Raw genomic sequence first — 18,859 nt, forward strand, 5'->3', positions numbered from 1 at the left:
GTACGAGCGGCCCGGAACCCGGGGGGCTTCCCGCGAGAACATCATGACTCGCGATGTCGAGGTGTCCAACGAGACACTGTCTGTGGAACGGATCAAGACAAGTACAAGGTGTTCCACTTGCACTACGTCGTGGAAAGGGTCTTCGCGGCAACCTGGGCCTTTTGGGGTGGGTACAAGGTACACACTTTGGGCTCCGGACTCGGTCGTACTTGGGTCGGACCGGGCCGGATTCCGCAACCAGTACATCGCGATACCGGAATATCCCTAAGAATCCGCTGAAGAGCGGTCATTGCTGCGGTGCCAGAAATGGCCGCCGCAATCCGTCCACTCCGGAGCCAGCGACACAGGCAATACGGATCGCACCCGCCGGGGAATCCGCATCGAAGGTCAACGGTTGTGGACGATCTCATCAACTGGGCCCGCGGCGCGAGACCTAACCAAACACACCAAGTACCGCAGTCGGCGCCCACGGTGACTGGCGGACTCCCGCCCGAAAGCCACCTTCTATCGGCAGCGTGGAATGGCGCTACACGACCGCGTAGTCCCCGGGTCGATATCTCAGCCCGGGGAGTCTCGTCAATCTCGATGCCGCTGTGCTCAAGGGCGACTCAAGGCCTGAAGTAGAGAAGCCTTTTTCTGAGAGCGCGGATGGGCCGCGTTCGTCGTCGATTCGAGGAGGCCATTGAGAGGTGTCTCATTGCCGGTGAGTGCCCATCGTGGCTGAGCCGTAGTGAGACATCTGCTTTTGATCAGCGAGGACCCGCACGTCCCCCGATTTCCGGGGCGATCGATTTCTCATAAAGTTCTGCCCGATCCGGAGCACGCATATCACGTCTGCTAGATCGGCGCCGGCGACGCTGCATGGGCTTGGTCGCGATCGACATCGTAGATGACGTGCAGCCGGAGAATCGCGCCCTCTGAACCGTTAGTCGTGGTGCGCGGTGCCCGTCAGCGTCACGGAATTGTCTCTACTACAATTGGGCGGTCCCGACGACGCGCGCACCAGCCCCACCCAACAGACCAGAAAGACCCCATGACGACAACTTCTGACCACGCCGTTCCGGCCCAGGTTGACCTGAAACAGGCCGCCACCCCGGACCGCAAACCCCTGGTCCGCTGGTTGCTCGCCAACCAGGTCGCACCCGCCGGACCCGAAGCCGAGGAAGACCACAAGCCCAACGCCTGGTGGAAAGTGATGTGCCTGACCGGCGTCGACTACTTCTCCACCCTGTCCTACCTTCCCGGCATCGCGGCCTTGGCCGCCGGCGCCCTGTCCCCGCTGGCGACCCTGCTGATCGTGGCCCTGACGCTGCTAGGCATGCTGCCGATGTACCGCCGGGTCGCTCAGGAAAGCCCGCACGGACAGGGCTCGGTGGCCATGCTGGAGAAGCTGCTGCCGTTCTGGCGCGGCAAGTTCTTCGTCCTGCTGCTGCTCGGGTTCGTCGCGACCTCCTGGATCATTACCATCACCCTCTCCGGCGCCGATGCCACGGTTCATCTGCTGGAAAACCCGATGATCCCGGAAGGCCTGAAAGGCAGCGCCGTCATCATCACGGTGATCCTGCTGCTGATCCTGGGCGGGGTGTTCCTGCTCGGCTTCAATGAGGCCGTCGGCGTCGCCATCCCGCTCGTGGCCGTCTACCTGCTCCTGAACGCCGCCGTCGTCGCCGCCGGCCTCGTGCACGTCTTCTCCGACCCAACACTGATCGCCGGATGGCAGGACCGGCTGCTGGCCAGCGCCGGCGGTGGACCGATGGATTTGATCGGCCCGGCCGTCATCGCCTTCCCGCTGCTCGTCCTCGGGCTCTCCGGGTTCGAGACCGGCGTGTCGATGATGCCGCTGATCAAGGCCACCGGGAACACCCCGGAGGAGCTCATGGCCTCCCGGGTCAAGAACACCCGCAAGCTGCTCACCACCGCTGCGGCCATCATGAGCGTCTACCTGATGTCCACCAGCTTCCTCACCACGGTCATGATCCCGGCCAGGGAGTTCCAGGAAGGCGGACAGGCCAACGGCCGCGCCCTGGCGTTCCTCGCCCACGACCTGTTCGGCGCCGGATTCGGGACCGTCTACGACATTTCCAGCGCCCTGATTCTCTGGTTCGCCGGCGCCTCGGCGATGGCCGGCCTGATCAACATCGTGCCCCGTTACCTGCCGGCGTACGGCATGGCGCCGGAATGGGGCCGGGCCGTCCGCCCGGTCGTGATCGTCTACACCGTGCTGAGCGTCGGTATCACCATCGCCTTCAAGGCTGACGTCAACGCCCAGGCGGGCGCCTACGCCACCGGCATCCTGGCCATGATGGTCTCCGGTGCTGTCGCCGTGACTGTCTCCGCGATCCGCCGGCACAGCCGCGCCGGGACCATCGGCTTCGGCGCGCTGACCCTGGTCCTGCTGTACGCACTGGGCGCCAACGTCATCGAAAAGCCCGACGGCATCGCGATCTCGGCGTTCTTCATCGCCGGCATCATCGTCGTCTCGCTGATCTCCCGGGTGAAGCGCACCACCGAGCTGCGGCTGGAAACCATCGAGTTCGACGAGGCGGCCCGGCAATTCATCACCGAGTCGATCGCTTTCGACGGGCAGCTGAACGTGATCTCCAATAAGCGCCAGGCCGGAGACAAGGCCGAGTACGCCGACAAGGAGTACGAACAGCGCGGCCTGAACCCGGTCCCGGGCCCGGCGGACGTCATCTTCCTGGAGGTGGAGATCTCCGACCCGTCGGAGTTCAGCCACACGCTCCGGGTCGAAGGCATCGAAGTGGACGGCTACCGGGTCCTGCGGGTGAAGTCCCCGGCCGTGCCCAACGCGATCGCCGCGGTCCTCCTGGCCATGCGCGACTCGACCGGTACGAAGCCCCAGTGCTACTTCCAGTGGTCCGAAGGAAGCCCGGTCGGCCACCTCATGCGGTACCTGTTCCTGGGCGAGGGCGACACCGCCCCGCTCGTGCGTGAAATCCTCCGCGAGGTAGAACGCGACCCGGCCCTCCGGCCCGGCATCCACGTCGGCTAACGGGCCCAGCGGCGGAGGGAGGAGCTCCGGCTCTCACCCTCCACCGGTGCCCACCTTTGGCGGCGATGAGTGGTCCTGGATCACGCCGTCTCAGTGGTTCTGAAGCTGGTTGACATACTCACTTCGTGGAGTGGCGGGGACATCTGACTCTGCAACTTTCGGAGAGCTATTCTTTCGAGAGCTACTCGACGAACTACCGATTGTCTTGGCCGTTGGTTTCAGTATGGGGAGGGCTCCGACACCAAACGGGTTGCACACCAGTGGGGGACAGCCCAGCTTTGAGCTGTGCGGTGGGCTCCACCTGTCCCCAATGGGCACAACCGGGGGAGGGTTTGCTGCGACCTGTGAGGAAAGCCTCCGCGCGAATCCAAGGACTCAAGCGCGGAGGCTCCCGGTTCTCCAAGCTGGGGGGACTGGAGAACCGATGTAACTCTACTAGCCGGCGTGACGTCACTAGTCCGCTGGCCGCCTGGGAAGCGCAAACTTCCAGTCACCGGCGAGGGCGGCCCCGGGTTCGCCCGGCCTGCCAACCGGGAACGGCGGCGTCCATGAGTTTGACCTTCGTAGGGTCGAGGTCGCCGCGGCGGTACTTCTGCCGCTGGGAATGTATCCACACCCCGAGGGCGTGTTCCCGCTCTGAGGCGAAGTCGTGGTGGCGGGGCCACTCATTGCCCTCGGCGCGGAAGTCAGCGAGCTGGGCGAGCCGTTGGTGCCATCGGGCGTCGTCCGCTGCTGCCCGTGGATTCCCGTCCCATCCGGGGATCCGGGCGAGGCCATCCCGGTAAGCCGGGAACAAGTTGCCCTCGGCTGCCTCGCGCCGGCGATCTGAGAGCCATCGGGCCATAGATCGTTCACCCTTGTCGTCGGAGCGGTCCCGAGGGAACCGGCCCTCGGCCGAAATCCAGGCGATGATCTCTTCCCTGCGAGCAAGATCCTTAGGCGAGGGATGAGGAACGGGTGCCGCGCCGGCGGTCAGGTGTGCCGGCTCGAGCCCGGGGTCCTCGCGGCGAGCGATGACCAGGTGGTACCCGACGGTGGCGGGTTCGGCGCGCACCAGCTCAGCGATGCGTTTCCGGCTCAGCCCGAGCCGGTACATCAACACCCATTCCGCGTCAGGAGCGCGCCGCAACCGCCTGTCCATGATGGATGTCATCCTGCCACGGTGCCGGCCCGGATCGGGTCCGCTACTGGGGGCAATGTTCTGATGCCAACGGGTTCCGACACGGACACTGATCAGATTGTTCACTATCCACCCCCGTCCGACAGGGACATCCAAACCAGTCATCGTCAATCAAAACCCGCACCGCCCTGAGGCGCTCCCTGTCCAACTTCTACGGACTTCTAGGGGGTTATAGGGAAAACCCTAGAACCCCCTAGAACAATCCCCTAGAATCCCCTAGAACCCCCTAGAAGTCCTTATAACTGCGGGGTTGAACCCGGCGGAACCTCTATGGCCCGGGCCAGGTGAATATGGCAGTTTGATTCAGGACCGGTGTGACGGCTGGAACGACCGATGTCACCCCTTCGTCCGGACCAAGCCCCGGGAACGCGAACTAGATCCGAAGGACACCTACTGTCGGGCTACTGTAGATCATCCGGGACGCCGAATCGCCTTCCAATGAGTACGCGAATGGCCGCGAGTAGAGGCTGATCTTCCAGCGCAACGCCCTCGCCCCCGTAATGCACGCCCGTTTCGTCGCCCACTGCTTCGATGTCGAAAAGGTTGAGGACCTCGGCCACGCGAACCTGATACTCGGTGGCGGTCATTTGGCGAGACACACGAACTGGCATTGTGCTGAGTTTGCGCGCGACCTTAGCAGCGGATTCATTCATGGGCGCACTCTTGCATGGCGTTCCGCCATTGCACAAGGGGGGCGCTTCGGACCAGTCCGGGAGTATGACGCGACGTTAGGCTCGCGGGAGCTGAGCCCATCCTCCCGCGGCACCCGCCGGCAAAACCCTGCCGGCGCAGGTTCCGATACCGGCGGATCGGCGTGCAAACACCGACCAGGCTGCTGGCCGCTTCTTCGCCCGAGAGTGCGCAGTCAATCCACAACATAATGACCGTTATGTTGTGGGCGTTGATGTCAGGGGCGCGCCGGCGCCGAAGCAACCGGTTGGCCAGACTTCAGAACACGTTCTGAGTTAGTGTTCTCGTATGAGCGCACCAAGCAGTTCCCGAACAACGTTTCAGTCTTCTGAACTGAGCCGCGCCTCCGCTGAAGTCTTTGCGGCAGCGGCTGACCACCCGGTCCAGATCACTCGCCGCGACGGTGAGTCCCTGGTGCTGATGTCCGAGAGTGCAGATCAGGCACGCGCTTCGCTGTTGGAACTGGCGTCCCAGCTTGTCGCTGTCACAACGAGTACGGAAAAAACTTTGGCTGTCCGAATGAGCGACCGCTTCCCCTGGATGCTGGCCCTGAGCCCTGCTGACCGTGATGCCTGTGCGGACGCTGTCCTGGCCGCCTCGCGTGCGTCCCTTGCGACCAGCCAGCCCCATCTGGCCCTTGCGGAACTCACAGCCTGGCGCGAGACTGCGACTGCCATGGCCGCCGGCCTCGGCGAGAAGTCCGTGGAATGGCTCGAGAACCCCTTGGAAGCCGCAGTGCGTCCCTAAGGTGTGGGGCGGAAAGCGAAGGTAAGTTGAGCGAGCGCAGAACTGCTGGATTCGACGCTTACGTGCCTTGCCGAGCGACGGCCCCTGTACCTAGGGATCGACGAACGACCCGTCAGCCTCCGCCGGGGTCACGGCCCTTTCAGCTTCCGCAGGTATTCATCCATCGTGACTTCGCCGCGCAAGTACGCATTGATGTTCTCGACGGTCTGGCGGGTGGGGTGCATACCGTCCAGGGCCCAGCTGGCCATCGTATCGATGGTAAGTTCGCGTTTTCTCTCTGGGCTCAGGTCAGGGTCGGCTTGTTCGGGGGCCGTCGGTATCGGCAGTCTGCGCCTGCTGGTGATGCCCATGGCGGCCCCCTCTTCTGGTTCTACTGGTCCTTCAAGTTTATCGACTGAGCACGAGACCATAGGTCGTCTTGACCCTGGGAGAACCTGTGATGAGGACTCGTAGAGGCTGCTCATGCTGCTTGCTGTGGGATTTGCGGGCCGCCAGGGACGTGTCCAGACGCCCTCGTACCTGCGGCGGTCATCGCTGGTGGTCGGTGGCGCACGATAATCGAAAATATGTCCATGTGGAGAAGCCTGTGGAGAACGTGTGTTCGATAGCATCCGAAGATTCGTCCTAAAATTGAGCCGTGATCAAGGCCGGCTCTCCCGAGGACATGGACCGGATGATGGCGCGCCTGGACGCCGACAAAATCCGCCCCATGGATGACAGCTCGCCGATCCGGGACTTCCCCAAATACGGCCGGCCCCTGGTGTGCGTCAACGGGATCTACGGCAAAGCCGTGGCCTGGTCCCGCAACTACGGACTGATCGAGTGGCTCGATGTGTCCGGCAAGTACCACCTGGGCTGGGCGCAGTCAGCGAACATCAAGCGCGTGGCCGCTGAGGAGTGGAAGGGCGGCAGCGGACTCTAAGCCTTGCTTGGGTGAATCGACGGTCTATCGTTTGCGGCGCATGATCTCTTTGATGGCTTCTTGCTTGCGCTGCTCTTCGCGTTCCGGGTCGATGTACGGCGCATGTCCACCGGGGCTCCGCCCTGAGCCGGAACGGAAGGCACTCCAGTACTGATTGGACGGGGACGCCGGCGGCTGCCACGGCTGCTTTGGCGGCTTCGCCGGCGGGTTTCGGTGGTCATTGAGCTGAGCAACCCTTCTCGGTTCAGGCTTGTCACCGATGTATTCGGCCATCTCCGGTGGCGGCACGAGAGATCCTGAAGCCGAGATGCCCCACTCCGCCAGCGGTGCGGCCGCGTAGTGGGTGGGCGTGATGATGCGGTGCTCAGCCGTGGGGTTGCGGTAGGTTCCCGAGTAGCTCGCGACCATGACGCCGATTTCCTCATGCTCCATGTCAAGCACGACGCTTGTCAGCGGCAGGTCCAGGACCAGATGGGGAACGTCCGGGGACCACAGCCACACGTCACGGACGCCTGCGCGCTCATATCCGCCGTGGCGGCGCTCCCAGTCCTTCCACTCCACCGGCTTGCGCTGGACCTCGAACGCCAGCCGCCGGCCGCCGAAAAGCTCCGCCTTCACGTCGCTGCGCAGCCGGGCCCCGGGCACCCAGACTTCATCGTCGATGGACCAGGACATGATGTGGCGCTGGTCGCTGGCCCAGTCCATCATCAGTTGCTTCCCGTGCAGGTGCTCCGCGGTCTCGCCGTGCCGTCCCAGTCCGTCCGGCGCCTCACCGGCCTTGTGGCGGAAATGTATACATTTCTTCGCAGCCTCGACGAGGGAGACCGGAACGTCGCGGCCAGCCTCCAGGCAGTCGATGCAGACGATGTCCTGGGAGCCCTGGTAGCCGTAGCGGTCGTAATAGGAACTGTTCCCGCGGCGCATCTCGGACGCGACGACCACACGCCCGTCGGCCTTGTTGTACGCAACGAGGGGCTCTGTCGGTTCCCAGTCCCGCGGGTAGAGCCGGCGGATCTCGATCATGCGCACAGTATGGACCGCAGGGCAGACAAAGTCCCGGCTACGACGTCGGATCACCCAACTCGTGATGCTGACGCTCAATGAAAGCCGCCATGCCGGGCACGGTGAAGGCGACCTGCCCGTATTCGGGGGAGTAGATCAGCCCTTTGGAGATCAACCGGGCGCGGGTGGGACCAAGCCTGTTGGCCTTCACGCCCATCCGCACTGCGAGGGCGCCTGTGTTCGACGGCTCGTCGCCGTCCTGGGCCATGGCGTCCATGTAGTCCCGTTCCCTGGGGGTGGCCCGGTCCCACCGGGACGGGAAGAACCCGGCGTCCAGGCGCTGCCGCCCGATGCGGGCGGCCATGGCGGCTTCCTCGCCGGTGAACGGGCTCTTGGCGGCCACCTCCCACATAGCGCTGCCGAATTCCTGGATGAAGTAGGGGTAGCGGCCGGATGCGTCGAGCAGCGTTTCCAGGGCCTCGGGGCTGTAGCTCTGGCCCATCTGTGATGCCGGAACAGTCAGGGATTCCTCGGCCTGATGCACGCTGAGCCGGCCGATCTGCCGGTAGTCGAAGAGGCGTTCCGCATAGCTACGGGCGTCCGCGAGCCGGGCTGGCAGGTCAGGCAGACCGGCGCCCGTGACGAAGAACGGCAACTCGTTCTGGACGGCGAAGTGCTGGACTGTGACCAGCGCGGCCAGGAGATCATCGTCGACATCCTGCATCTCGTCGATGAAGATCGCGAAACCCTTTTTCAGCGAACGGAGGGCCAGGGACACGTCCTCGACCACGTCGTGCAGGTCGATGTCGATGAATCCGGTGGTAGCGCGGGTGTTGTCAATATCAACACCGAGGGAGATCCCTTCGACCCTTACGGTAGCGCCGAACGAGGTGACGGTGCTCAGAAACCGTTTGACTGGTTCAATCCCGATCTGGGAGACGAAGCGCCGCGAGGCGACTTGGAGCTCGCGAGCCAGGGTCCGCCGGATGTCGCGTGCCCCGTCTGCACCCGGGCGTCCTTCGAGCTTGATCGTCAGCCATCCGTGGTGGTCTGCGATGCCTTTGAGTCTGTTCAGCAGCACGGTCCTGCCGACCCCGCGCAGTCCGCTCAGGACCATGGGCCTGGCGGGCATGGAGCGCTCGGTGCGGGCAACGAGAAGATCGAAGGCGCCGACCTCCGCTTCGCGGCCGGCGAGGAAGCGGGGCGGCACGCCAGAGCCCGGATTGTAGGGGTTCATCTGTGGCTCCATGGACTCGAGTATATCGAGTTCTAGCCCGTTCTACGGAAATGCATAGAACTGGCTAGAACTTCTTATATGTTCTTATATCCGGCTGCCGTCTTGGCGGTGGGCGGGCAATTGCTGAGCATCGCCGGATACAACTACACCCCCGGCCGAAGCGCCGGTGGCCGGCTCTCGGACGAGGGTGTTGCGTGCCTGAAGGTTAGACGGGCTGGGACAGGACTCCAGCCGCGGCCCGGCAGGTTTTCTTCCTATCGGCGGATGATGCTTGTCGGGCTCGGGACCCGGGATCCTTCCAGCGTTCCACTCTGCACCGTTGGCGCCGGAGCAGGAGTTGACATCGTGATCAGGAACACCCCGTCCGCACCGCGCGTCACCGACCCGTGCTCGAAGGTCACCGCCGTCCCGCCGGTCACGGCGTGGACGCCGCTCGTGGGGTAACCCAGGGCCTCCTGGGCCTGGACGCTGAGTCCATCCAGCCAGGCGTTGGGCAGGTAGTGGACTCCAGCCCCGGTCTTGGAGACGATGCCGCCGTTCTGGAACCACTGGCCGCCAAACGTGACGGCCCCGGTCTCGTCATGGCCGATGCCCTGGTCCCGGGAGACGTAGCCGACAACCTTGACCCCTCCGGCGGCGAGATACTCCTTGTAGAAGTCCCCGTACACGGCGTGGGCATGGCTCGGGTCCTCGTTGAAAACAGGCACCCGCACGCCGTTCCAGGAGATCATGCCGTGCTCGAAGGTTTGGTAGACGAAGCTTGCATCCGCGTTCTTGACGCTGATCTCACCTGAGGTGGGGAACCCCATGCCGTACCGTTCGGCACCGTACTGGGCATACGCGGAGCGGGTCGCCCCCAACGTGGCATGGGCGCCGGTTGCCGGCGTCCAGTAGATGATCCCGCCCTTGAACTGCTGATAGACGCCGCCTCCGACCGTCCGCTTTTCCTCGGTGATCGGCAGCCCGAGCTTGCCGGCGTCGGAGCCCTGGCTCCTGTATTCGCCGAGGATCCCGCCCCGGACCGAATGGGCACCGGTGGCCCTGGACCAGTAGATGAGCCCGTACCGGAAGTTCTGGACCCGGTCCGCGTGGCCGCTGTACTCGTTGGACGTCGGTGCCCCGAGGGTGCGCCCCTGGGCGTTGTAAAGGGAGCCGATGGCCCCGCCGGTGGTGTATCCGGCTGCGTCTGCCGGCACAGATGCGGCGACGGCACTGCCTGCGAGGGCCAGGACGGCCATGGCAAGCGTGAGCGGGCGTTTCATGAGCACTGGAGACCTCATATTTCCGCAGCGCTCGGCGCTGCCTCGAACCGGTGATGTCGGGCTTGACGCGCCGGCTGAGACAGTTCCCCCGCCTGATTGTTTCCCCCAAGTAGGAGAATACTTCCACTTCGCGTGTTTGGGAATAAGCGAATCGGCAGGATTGCGAGCCAAATAAGGACCCATAATCGCATATCCATTCTTCTGGATATGGCTTTATGCATGCGGACATGGCAAGCGCACTGAACCCGTATTCGCCTGGCTCGGGCCGGCGTCCGCCCGAACTCGCCGACAGGCAGGACGAGGTGGACGCATTCGACCTGCTGATGGCCAAGGCGCGCCAGCGTCTCCGCACCGCGGCATCGTTCGGCCCGACCCATTCATATTAGAGATTCCGGGACGCCGAATCGCCTTCCAATGAGTACGCGAATGGCCGCGAGCAACGGCTGATCTTCCAGCTCAACGCCCTCGTCCCCGTAATGCACGCCCGTTTCGTCGCCCACTGCTTCGATGTCAAAAAGGTTGAGAACTTCGGCCACTCGAATCTGATACTCGGTGGCCCTACGATGTCATTTTCCGCTGAGGGGGCTGTGTTTGCGGAAGGTCCCGGCGATGGAGAGTTTCCCCGAGTACTGGATGGACCCATACCGGAAGAGGTGCACGGCGAGTCGGAGGATGAGGAATCCGATGATGAAGAGTTCGGCGATGACGATGGTTGCCTCTACGGGTGAGAGGGTGCCGAAGCCGTTGCGGAGCAGGGCGGTCACGGGGGCGGAGAGCGGGAAGTAGGTGAAGACCTGCACGATGGGTGCGTGCGGGTCCGAGATGATGAGGGTCATGGCGTAGAAGGGGACGAAGATCAGCGCCATCAGGGGCCCGAAGATCGTGCCGGCGTCTTTGGCGGTGGGCATGACCGCGCCGATCGCGACCAGGACACCGGTGAAGACGGTGAAGCCGCCCAGCAAAAGCAGCGCACCGACCAGCATGGTGCCGGGCTCGAAGCTCAGGGTGGAGAGGTCAAGGTCCGGCATGGCGAGTTTGTCGCGGAAGAAGGCGTAGCCGACGGCGATGGGGGTGAGGAAGACCAGGATCTGGACCAGGCCGACCATGAACAGGGCGATGACCTTGCCGATGATCAGGGTGGTCGGGTTCAGGGTGGTGAGGATCATTTCGGTGACCCGGTTTTCCTTCTCTTCCAGGGTGCTGTTGAGCATCTGGTTGGAGAGCAGAATGATCGAGACGTAGAAGATCAGCAGGAACATCAGCGGCGGGACGGCGGAGCCGAAGCCGCCGGCGGGCTGGCCGTCCTTGAAGGTCTGGGATTCGGTCTTGACGTCGCCGCTGGCCGCGGCCATCAGTTGCGGGGAGCCGATCGTGGCCTGGGCCGAGGCGGTGAGGAGCTGTTTGGCGACGGCGTCGTACTTGCCGTTGTCGAAGATCCCCTGGTCCTGCCCGTAAACCTTGACCGGCTGGGTGGCAATGTCGGCGGGGTAGGCGAAGTAGGCGTCGGTTGCGCCGTCTTTGACGTCCTGCAGCGCCTTGTCCAGATCGCTGGCCTGCCGGCCGCCCATGGCGGTGGCGATCGCCGGGGTGATAAGTCCGGAGGCGTCGGTGTAGGTGAACGACATGGCCGCGGTCTTCTGCGCGTCGGCGCTGGCGGCCGTGGAGGAGTTACTGAGGTAGATGAGCGCGAACACGATGGCCATCACTACCGGGATGGCCAGGGTCGCGATCCAGAAGCGGCGTTTTTTCACGGTGCGGGTGAATTCGAATTCGACGACGGTGCCGAGGTTGTGACCGGCGAAGGGGCGCTTGGGTGTGGGCGGCGGGGTAGCCGGCGCCGGGGCGGGGGAGGGGATCTGCGTGGAGGTGTTCTGTGTCATGGGTCTATGCCTCCGCCATGTCGTGGGTTTCGCCGTAGACCTTGATGAAGACCTCGTCCAGGGACGTCCTGGCGGTGGTGAAGGACTTCACGGCCACGCCGTGGCCGATGAGCTCGCGCAGGACGGCGGTTTCGTCCGCGCCGGGATTGGGGGAAAGTTCGGCGTGCCCGCCGCCGGCACTGACAATGTCATACAGGGCAGAGGCGGGCACGGTTCCGGTGTAGGTGAGCCGGTAGACGGTGCCGCCGAATTGTTCCTGGACTTCGGAGACGGTGCCGTAGGCGCGGGCGGTTCCGTCTTTGAGCAGGATCACCCGGTCGCAGAGCCGTTCGACTTCCTCCATCTGGTGGGTGACCATGATGACGGTCGCGCCGGCGAGTTTCTGGTCTTCGATGATGTCCATGAGCAGTCGCCGGTTGACCGGGTCGAAGCCCTTGGTGGGCTCGTCCAGGATCAGCAGTTCGGGGTCGTTCATGATGGTCACGCCGAGCTGGATTTTCTGCTGCTGCCCGCCGGAGAGCTTGTCCAGCCGGGTGGTGGCCTTGTCGGCGAGGTCGACCCGTTCCAGGTAGTCCCGGGACCAGGTTTTGGCGTGGTTTTTGTCCAGGCCTTTGAGCCGGCCGAAGTAGACCATGACGTCCAGGACGGACTCTTTTTTGTAGAGGCCGCGTTCCTCGGGCAAATAACCGAGGCGGGCCCCGTCCTGCGGGGTGAAGGGTTTGCCGCCGATGTGGAGGGTCCCGGCGGTGGGCTGGTAGATGCCCAGCAGTGCCCGGAGGGTCGTGGTTTTTCCGGATCCGTTGCTGCCGAGGAATCCGAAGGTTTCCCCAGCCCGGACGTCGAAGGAGAGGTCTTTGATGACGGTCGTGTCCCCGAAGTCCATCCGGAAGTCTTTGATGTGTACCAGCGGCTCGGCGGCCGTGTCCCCCAGTGTCATGGCACCACTGTAACCGGCCTGCCGCCGGTGACGGCGGCGGTTGTGCAACGGCCTGTTGCACAATCCGGGGTGATGGGCGCAGGCGCGGAGAGGGTGTCTGACGGTTTAGACGCGGGTAACGGTGAGGGTGACGTTGGGGCAGGAGTCTGCGTAGCGGATGAGTGCCGCCTTCTCGGTGCTGTCGACGCGCAGGCCCCAGCGGATCTTTACCGCCACCCATTGGCCGATGTAGGCGCAGCGGTTCGTCGGCGGCATCCACGCCTCCGGGCCGCTGGCCTGCTTGGAGGAGTTGAGAGCGGACGTCTGGGCGCTGAGGGTGCGGGTGTCGCCGAGGTCGTTGTAGTAGGCCACGCGCCGGGCTTGGGACCAGTACCTTGCCCCGGATCCCCAGGCTTCATGAACCGGGACCGTGTGGTCGATCTGCACCGTCGAGGCGGAGGTGTGGACGCGGTTGTCCCACGAGGTCACCCAGCGACCGGTGCTGGCCGTGCAGCCGCGGCTGGTGTAGGAAAGGGCAGCTCTGGACTCTTGGACCAGGACTTCCTGCCGGGTGTTCTGGCAATCCCCGTTGGTATCCCGCCAGGTGCCGAAGTAGCGGTCCCGGTCATAGCCGGTGTTGACCTCGGCCGCGACGATGAGTCCGCGCACGGCGGTCCGCAGCGGCGCCTTGTACACGGTGGCTGCTTCGGCGGGTACGGCAAGGCCGGTCAGCAGGAGGCCTGCCGCGACCACTGATGCACCGGCCGCGCGCCGCAGCGCCAGCAATCGGCGGGATTTCTGTGCCGGCATGACTGTGGCGCGGTCTTGGCTGATGCGTTGGACCTTCATGGTTCCCCCATACTCAATGAAAGTGACAGCCGTAGGACGGCGTGAAAGCAATAGTTGCACACCCCCACCGACACAGTCGTGGCAACCTCATGAGGGTAGCTCCCTGCGGGTCGTGTTGCTGGTTGACCCCGGCGATGAAAAACTCTCGCCATGAGTCCTTGGTTCGAACGTCAGAAGGCCACGCAGCCGACGGCTGAAGCCTCCATGCATTACGTATCTGCTGCCACCGCCATTACTGCCACACGTCGGCAAGTCTGGGACTTCATCAAGCCACCGGAGAACAGCGTTCTCATCGACCCGGAGGTCGTTCGGGGCTTCCGATCGCCTGGCGTAGAAGGTGCCGGAGAGGTCCAGATCTTCATAACGGTGAGCGACGGAGTGGAATATGTCTCGGCTTTGGAGGTCATGGAAGAGATTCCGCAGGAGCTGGCTGTCACCAGGACCTTGGGGGGAGCCGATCCGGCAGCGCGGGGACGGACCTCGTTAAGTGTCGGCGACGGTGGGACGACCGTCCTCGAACCTGGGCAGTACTTCACCCTGCCGGCCGGTGCCGCCGGATATCTCCACGAGTACGAACAGCAGTACAGACTCTTCTGCCGACAGTACGTTAAACGCGTGAAAGCATTCCTCGAGCAACGGCCGCCCATCGCATGGGCTAATCAGCCACCAGAGCGTTGGGGGAGTGGTAAGCGTCTGCCCGTGAGAAACGTCCGGTTAGGGCATACCTCAGCCAGACGTCAGGTAGAGCCACCTCTCACGTCACGTTAGGGCTGCATGCCGTATTTGTTGACACTTGTCGTCAGAGATCTTAGAACTCATCCTGACAAACGACAGATTCGCTCTTATCGGTGTTCCAGTGCTTCCTCCCGGTGTCACGACAGTCACTCCCGCAGTGGGAAATGCCATAGCAGAGGAAGAATCATTCCTGCTGCTGCCTAAAGGATCGAAGTATCCGAATAAAGCTCGCTACTGCGAAGGGCTTGCGTTCGCTCAAGGTGGGACTGTGGTCAAAACGCGGGTCGAATTCATCCACACTTGCTGAAGTGAGCGACTCCCCGAGCAGGTCAGCCACGTTTTCGATGCCAAGGATTGAGTCAACGGTTTCAGCCTCTAAGTCACCGACACGTCTCCATTCGTTGTCACCATCGCTTCCATAGCCCAACGGGAGCATTGCGGCTAAGACATCCACAACGTCCCACCGGCGCCTTGAGCGGATCAAGCCCCAGAGGATGTCGCGGACGTGGGACTCGGAAGTCAGGTCCCGCAAGGCATAAATGTTTCGGAATGCTCGTTCAAAATCCGTATCTGGCGCCTCGTCCAGAGACTCCAGCTGAGACGCGATTTGCTGAGCAACGTGTAGTCCGGCCTCTTGGATCCACGCCGCCTGTCGTTCGCCATCAGACGTATGGCGGAGCTGCTGTCGGAGTAAGTCGCTGATAAGGGTGAGGCCTGAAGGCGTTTCGCAAGTCGTTCTCACAATCGAAATTGCCTCTTCGGGAACCGATGAGATCAGATGTTGCGCGAGGTCAAGCGCCGCCCGAGACGGACGGTGCGCCAGAAATCCTGTTTCATTAGTTCCGATGGCTTCGTAGTTCCGTCCGAGCAGCCGCATAAGTCCTGCAACGGGCAAATTGGAGCCAACTCCGTGACGCATGATCTTGGAGACAACCAGGGGCGCGTCCTGGACGAGTTTGGTTTCGACTGCGGCCACTGCGCCTCCAGGCCGTGAATCTCGAAGCTCCCGGAGGCATTCGAGGATCGTGCTTTCGGCAATGTCATTCCGGGGAACCCCGGTCTGTGTGTACCGGTAGAAATAGTCAGGATGCCCAACGCCCTTGCGGTTGGCGATGTCCGCCTTGCTTGCACTTCCATACTCCATATTGTTTTTGGCACTCCTGAGAGGGACAAACAATTCGGCGAGGAGATCCCCAACCGCGTTTGGGTGCTGGGCGCCCGCTTTTCGAACGTACCCGAGCCAACGTTCCCATCGCTCTGGATGGGTCTCTTTCGGCTTGAATGGCCACAGGCCGCCGGCGCTCGAAAGCAGCTCATCCGCGTGCTCTTCAACCAGGTCATATATGGATGGTTCAAAGGTCCTGATGAATGTCATCAGGACGAAATCTACGAAGTCGACCTCGCCGGCCACGTCGCCCCAGGTTGCATCGACCTGTGTGAATAGTCGCTTGGCTGCCCGGGGTTGGTTTATGTAGCGGTCAAGGCATGCTCCCCAGGATTGGCTCATACGTTTCGTGTCCTGGTCGCTGAGCGTCAAGCCATGGCTAGTTAGCACTTCCTGAAGCACGGCGTTAACCAGGCTCAAGCGATCATCAGGAAGCATCGTGGGAATATCGAGCCGCAGTTGGATCATCTTTTCCATGTACTCCCGTGCCCGGCTTTTTTCGTTGGCGACCAATCCCGTCCTCATTAGGACGTCCTGAAGAGTTTTTTCGTCGTAGGACAGCAGGTAGTACACGTTGGGCAACCTGCCGAGAAGCCGAACCAGTTTGAACGTCATGAGAAGCTCGTCAGGACCCAACCGGTCGAGATCATCGATCAACATGAGGATCGGAGTGCCCAGACCGCGGAGGAGCTCCTCCGCCTGAGACCGAAGGTTTTCGGGACTGCGGTCCCCGGTGACTAGATCAGCGAAAAGTTGCACGGGGCCAGACATATCTGCACCGACTAGGCTGCCAAAGCTGCCCAAGGGCGCAAGCCTGGAAATCCACCCACCTATGGCTTCTCGGGCTCCTGAGTCCTTCGTATTTTCCGGCAATGCGGCTCTGATTTCTGAGAAGAAGGCAGGAATCGCACTCTCAAGAGACGAGTACGACCAGGGGTTGTACTTTGCCACCTGCCACTCGCCGCTAGTTGCTAAGGCCGCCTCCACCTGATTCAACAATGTGGTCTTCCCACTGCCCCACGGGCCTACCAAGGCAGCGACAGCGCTGGGGGTCCTGTGTCGAACCACATTCAATGAGGAGACAATGCGGCCGACTATCTTCTCCCTGCCAAAGCTGTCTTCATGGTCTGCGGTAAGGGGATCGTCTCCGTAAAGAATCGACAACGGCTGTGTGCTCCTCGTGAGGTGGGTGGGTTGGAAGACGTTCGCTGAACGATTCGGTACACCGTGCTCCGGGCGACCTTGAAGAGTTCGGCGATTAGGGCTGAGGTGCGAGGGTCATGGGACTTCTTGGAGATGAACTGAGCACATTGGCCGGAGGTACGGCAGCTCCAGATGCCGTGTTTGATGTGGTGGTCGAGCGCGTCGGCGAGGCACGCGGCCTGGACCAAACAGCTGGAGCAACGACGAACGTGGCGGTCGCATATACAGGAGCGACCGCACAGCCTTGGGGATTAAACAGCACAGAAGGAGGCGGACGCTCCCTTGCTAGTTGGCAATTTTGGTCGTCGGGGCGGAGGTTTTGGAGACGGTGGTGTAGCCGGACTTGGACCCGGTGGCCCGGACTGTGAGGGTCTTTCCGGTGTCGTACGAGTTAAGGGTGCGTGTCGCTGCTGTCGAGCCCGTGATGGCAACGCCTGAGCGGTACCACTGGTATCGGAGCGTGACCGGGGACGGCCCCCACGTTCCGGGGTTCGCCGTCAGGACGGACCCGACCTTGGCCGTGCCCGTGATTGTGGGTGTGGCCGTAACCAATGAACCCTTGGCCACTGCCGCCGTCGGGGCGGAGGCTTTGGAGACGGTGGTGTAGCCGGACTTGGACCCGGTGACCCGGACTGTGAGGGTCTTTCCGGTGTCGTACGAGTTAAGGATGCGTGTCGCTGCTGTCGAGCCCGTGATGGCAACGCCTGAGCGGTACCACTGATACGCCAGGGCCACCGGGGACGGACCCCAGGCACCCGGAACCGCAGTCAGCGCCGAACCGACCTTGGCCGTGCCCGTGATCGTGGGTGTGGCCGTAACCAATGAACCCTTGGCCACTGCCGCCGTCGCGGCGGAGGTTTTGGAGACGGTGGTGTAGCCGGACTTGGACCCGGTCACGGTGACCGTGAGGGTCTTGCCCGCATCGGCCGCGACCGGCTTATAGGTCGCGGCGGTCGCACCGGCGATGACCACTCCGTTGGCCTTCCACTGATACGCCAGAACCACCGGAGCCGGACCCCAGGTGCCCGGGACCGCGGTCAGGGTGGACCCGACCATCGCCGTGCCCGTGAGCGTCGGAACCGGCACCGACAGGCCACCGTTGGCGATAGCGGTCGTGGGGCTCGAGAGGCGGGACGTGCTGTCGTAGCCAGTTCTGGTGCCGGTGACCATGACCGTGATGAGTTTGCCGGCGTCGGCGCCGGTGAGCACGTAGGTCTTGGCAGTGGCGTCGGTGATCGCCTGGCCCGATCGATACCACTGGTAAGCCAATTGCACCGGTTCCGGTGTCCAAGTCCCGGGGAGCGCCGTCAGGGAGCTTCCAACCTTGGTGGAACCCGAGATCTGCGGCATTGGCGCGGAAATCAGCGCTGATGTGAATGTATGGGTCCACATAGAAGTTGCACTAGGCGAGATGACCTTAAGGGGTAGAGCCCGAGCAACGACAGTCACGGATCCGGAAGCCAGATACGTTCCAGGGGGCACTACTGTTCCTCGAATTAGGTACTCGACGCCTACGGCGCTTGGAATCGTGTAAGTATCCGCTGCCGTTCCCGGCGGATCTAAGAACGTGGCGGCATCGGGAATCATAGATTCATGGGTGACCGTTAGCTTGTCCGGTGTCCCGGCGGCCAGCGGTGCGTCGCCGAAGTAGGATCTGCCTGCCTCATCCTTGACGTATATTTCCGCCGTCCAGGGCCCGGGAAGCGAGTGGCGCGGAATCGACGTAGAACCTGAATAGGTCCCGTCCAGGGCGTTCCCGGTTCCTCGGGACAGACTTCCCACGATGACGGCCCGAGTCTCGTCGTTCCTGAACTGGATGTACGTACTGCTGACTCCGGAGAGGTCGTCGGTGATCCTCGTTGAGTATTGCACTGAGGCTGCGGCCTCGCTGACGTCCACCACCGTGGGCGTGAACGAGAATCCATGTATCACGGGTGCCATGAGGTCACGCTTCGATATAACAGTTAGCTTGTCCGGTGTCCCGGCGGCCAGCGGTGCGTCGCCGAAGTAGGATCTGCCTGCCTCATCCTTGACGTATATCTCAGCCGTCCAGGGCCC

General features: G+C 63.0%; 15 protein-coding genes and 1 pseudogene. 5 read left to right on the plus strand and 11 right to left on the minus strand.

The window, feature by feature from the left end; translation table 11 throughout:
• Positions 1-1,033 precede the first annotated feature (1,033 nt).
• Positions 1,034-3,013, plus strand: a complete 1,980-nt coding sequence (locus M2428_RS21020; protein WP_277527913.1) for an amino acid transporter — start codon at positions 1,034-1,036, stop codon at positions 3,011-3,013.
• A gap of 490 nt (positions 3,014-3,503) precedes the next feature.
• On the opposite strand, the gene M2428_RS21025 is transcribed toward M2428_RS21020, so the two are convergent.
• Positions 3,504-4,166, minus strand: a complete 663-nt coding sequence (locus M2428_RS21025; protein ID WP_277527914.1) for a helicase associated domain-containing protein — start codon at positions 4,164-4,166, stop codon at positions 3,504-3,506.
• Between the two features lie 428 nt (positions 4,167-4,594).
• The gene (locus M2428_RS21030; protein ID WP_277527915.1) at positions 4,595-4,846 is read right to left on the minus strand and encodes a hypothetical protein; all 252 of its coding nucleotides are present in this window, start codon (positions 4,844-4,846) and stop codon (positions 4,595-4,597) included.
• 325 nt (positions 4,847-5,171) lie between these two features.
• Between M2428_RS21030 and M2428_RS21035 the strand changes: the two genes are divergently transcribed.
• A complete protein-coding gene (locus tag M2428_RS21035; RefSeq protein ID WP_277527916.1) occupies positions 5,172-5,630 on the plus strand; it encodes a prevent-host-death protein in 459 nt (152 codons plus the stop codon).
• Between the two features lie 128 nt (positions 5,631-5,758).
• Here M2428_RS21035 and M2428_RS21040 read toward each other — a convergent pair whose 3' ends face one another.
• A complete protein-coding gene (locus M2428_RS21040) occupies positions 5,759-5,980 on the minus strand; it encodes an antitoxin VbhA family protein (protein ID WP_277527917.1) in 222 nt (73 codons plus the stop codon).
• Between the two features lie 287 nt (positions 5,981-6,267).
• Here M2428_RS21040 and M2428_RS21045 point away from each other — a divergent pair, with 287 nt between their 5' ends.
• Positions 6,268-6,552: a hypothetical protein gene (locus M2428_RS21045; RefSeq protein ID WP_277527918.1), complete on the plus strand. Its 285-nt coding sequence runs from the start codon at positions 6,268-6,270 to the stop codon at positions 6,550-6,552.
• Between the two features lie 24 nt (positions 6,553-6,576).
• Here the strand turns inward: M2428_RS21045 and M2428_RS21050 are convergent, their stop codons facing one another.
• From M2428_RS21050 to M2428_RS21060, 3 genes are all read right to left on the minus strand, one after another.
• The gene (locus M2428_RS21050; protein WP_277527919.1) at positions 6,577-7,575 is read right to left on the minus strand and encodes a competence protein CoiA family protein; all 999 of its coding nucleotides are present in this window, start codon (positions 7,573-7,575) and stop codon (positions 6,577-6,579) included.
• A gap of 37 nt (positions 7,576-7,612) precedes the next feature.
• The gene (locus M2428_RS21055) at positions 7,613-8,791 is read right to left on the minus strand and encodes an ATP-binding protein (RefSeq protein WP_277527920.1); all 1,179 of its coding nucleotides are present in this window, start codon (positions 8,789-8,791) and stop codon (positions 7,613-7,615) included.
• 254 nt (positions 8,792-9,045) lie between these two features.
• Positions 9,046-10,053 carry a hypothetical protein gene (locus M2428_RS21060; protein WP_277527921.1) on the minus strand — a complete coding sequence of 336 codons (1,008 nt, stop codon included), beginning with the start codon at positions 10,051-10,053 and terminating at the stop codon, positions 9,046-9,048.
• A gap of 227 nt (positions 10,054-10,280) precedes the next feature.
• Between M2428_RS21060 and M2428_RS21065 the strand changes: the two genes are divergently transcribed.
• Positions 10,281-10,439 (plus strand): hypothetical protein, encoded by a 159-nt coding sequence (locus M2428_RS21065; protein ID WP_277527922.1) that lies wholly within the window; start codon positions 10,281-10,283, stop codon positions 10,437-10,439.
• Between the two features lie 180 nt (positions 10,440-10,619).
• On the opposite strand, the gene M2428_RS21070 is transcribed toward M2428_RS21065, so the two are convergent.
• The 3 genes from M2428_RS21070 to M2428_RS21080 all read right to left on the minus strand — a co-directional run bounded on the left by M2428_RS21070 (position 10,620) and on the right by M2428_RS21080 (position 13,698).
• Complete coding sequence (locus M2428_RS21070) at positions 10,620-11,933, minus strand: ABC transporter permease (protein ID WP_277527923.1); 1,314 nt, start codon at positions 11,931-11,933, stop codon at positions 10,620-10,622.
• A gap of 4 nt (positions 11,934-11,937) precedes the next feature.
• On the minus strand, positions 11,938-12,870 hold the full coding sequence (locus M2428_RS21075; RefSeq protein WP_277527924.1) for an ATP-binding cassette domain-containing protein: 933 nt from the start codon (positions 12,868-12,870) through the stop codon (positions 11,938-11,940).
• Between the two features lie 105 nt (positions 12,871-12,975).
• Positions 12,976-13,698: an HNH endonuclease family protein gene (locus tag M2428_RS21080; protein ID WP_277527925.1), complete on the minus strand. Its 723-nt coding sequence runs from the start codon at positions 13,696-13,698 to the stop codon at positions 12,976-12,978.
• Between the two features lie 150 nt (positions 13,699-13,848).
• On the opposite strand from M2428_RS21080, the gene M2428_RS21085 reads away from it, so the two are divergent.
• On the plus strand, positions 13,849-14,466 hold the full coding sequence (locus tag M2428_RS21085; protein ID WP_277527926.1) for an SRPBCC family protein: 618 nt from the start codon (positions 13,849-13,851) through the stop codon (positions 14,464-14,466).
• Positions 14,467-14,617: 151 nt separating this feature from the next.
• Here the strand turns inward: M2428_RS21085 and M2428_RS21090 are convergent, their stop codons facing one another.
• Both M2428_RS21090 and M2428_RS21095 read right to left on the minus strand, forming a co-directional pair.
• Positions 14,618-16,762 (minus strand): P-loop NTPase fold protein, encoded by a 2,145-nt coding sequence (locus M2428_RS21090; protein ID WP_277527927.1) that lies wholly within the window; start codon positions 16,760-16,762, stop codon positions 14,618-14,620.
• Positions 16,763-17,086: 324 nt separating this feature from the next.
• Positions 17,087-18,859, minus strand: a pseudogene (locus M2428_RS21095) (hypothetical protein); the annotation flags it as partial.

Source organism: Arthrobacter sp. ES3-54 (genome assembly GCF_029504395.1).
Lineage (GTDB): Bacteria > Actinomycetota > Actinomycetes > Actinomycetales > Micrococcaceae > Arthrobacter.